Source organism: Streptomyces sp. SAS_281 (assembly GCF_052542855.1).
The window spans coordinates 1-1,419 of sequence record NZ_JBMNDO010000255.1 but is presented as its reverse complement, the minus strand read 5'-3'; the positions used below and the strand labels follow the sequence as shown (position 1 = coordinate 1,419).

General features: G+C 68.5%; 2 protein-coding genes. Both read left to right on the top strand.

Translation table 11 applies throughout. From position 1 onward, the window contains the following. On the top strand, positions 1 to 994 hold a 994-nt coding region (locus tag ACN6LM_RS38000; protein WP_445069983.1), incomplete at its 5' end, for a pectinesterase family protein. Between the two features lie 62 nt (positions 995 to 1,056). After that, positions 1,057 to 1,419, top strand: a 363-nt coding sequence (locus ACN6LM_RS37995) for an RICIN domain-containing protein (protein WP_445069982.1), incomplete at its 3' end; no start/stop codon positions are given.

Below are 1,419 nucleotides of genomic sequence, written 5' to 3'. Positions count from 1 at the left end.
GTCCGACCAGGACGCCTCCACCGCCAACGGCGCCGCCGTGATCCAGGAGACCTGCACCCACAACAGCAACAAGCAATGGGCCTTCACACCCGTCGGCGGGTCCAGTCGGCCCAACACGGTGGCCGCAGACGGGACGGGCACGTACCGAACGGTGCAGGCGGCGATCGACGCGGTCCCGGCAGGCAACACCAAGCGGGTGACGATCACCATCAAGCCCGGAACGTACCGGGAGAAGGTGACCATCCCGGCGGACAAGCCCTACATCACCCTCCGCGGAAACGGCGATTCTCCCGACGACGTGGTGATCATCGGCAACCGGCACGCCGGCGCCTACGGAACGCAAGGCAGCGCCACTGTCGTCGCCCTCGCGCACGACTTCACCGCTGACGAGCTGACGATGGCCAACGACTACGCCGAGAACAGCGCCGATACAGGCCACCAGGCACTGGCTCTCTACCTGGACGCCGACAGGACGACCCTGGACGACGTCCGGCTGCTCGGGGACCAGGACACCTTTCTGGTGAACAACAACGCCCGCGCCTACGTCAGCGACTCGTACGTCGAAGGCACCGTCGACTTCATCTACGGCGGGGGCATCGCCGTCTTCGACCGCTGCCGCATCCACGAGAAGCGCTCGACCGGCGGACCGATCACCGCCGCCAGCACCCCCGCCGAGCGGGCCTACGGCTTCCTCTTCCACCGCTCCACCATCACGGGCGCCAACACCGGCAAGACCCAGCTCGGCCGTCCGTGGCGACAGAACGCCCAGGTCCTGTTCCGCGAGTCCGACCTGTCCGCGGCGATCGCCACCCAGCAGCCGTGGACGGACATGTCCGGCAGCACGTGGAAGAACGCCCGCTTCCTCGAATACCGCAACACCGGCGCGGGCGCGGGCGTCAACAGCAACCGCCCGCAGCTCGCAGACAGCAATGCCTCGCAGTACACGCCTCAGAAGTACCTGGCCGGCGCGGACGGCTGGAACCCGGTCGGCTGAGCCCAGACCTCGACGTCACTCCCGCAGCACCCCAGAGCATCCGCACACGAAGGGCATGTCACATGACGGAACGCAGAAGCACACCGAGCGGAACCCACCGGCGGCGCAAGGGCAGGATCGCAGCGGCGGTCTCGGCCATGGCGGTGGTGGCCGGTGGGGTGGCCGTGTCGACGACCGGAGCGACTCCGGCCGAGGCCGCGACGCTGCCCGCGACGGGAAGCACCTATCAGCTGGTGGTGAAGAAGTCCGGCAAGTGCGTCGATGTGCCCGGTGCTGCCCGGACCGACGGCATCAAGCTCCAGCAGTGGGGCTGTACGGCCGACTCTCCCTGGCAGCAGTTCACCCTCGAGTCCGCGGGCAGCGGCATCTACACCCTCGTCGGCGTCGACAGCGGACTCTGTGTCGACGTCCCGGCCGGCTCGACG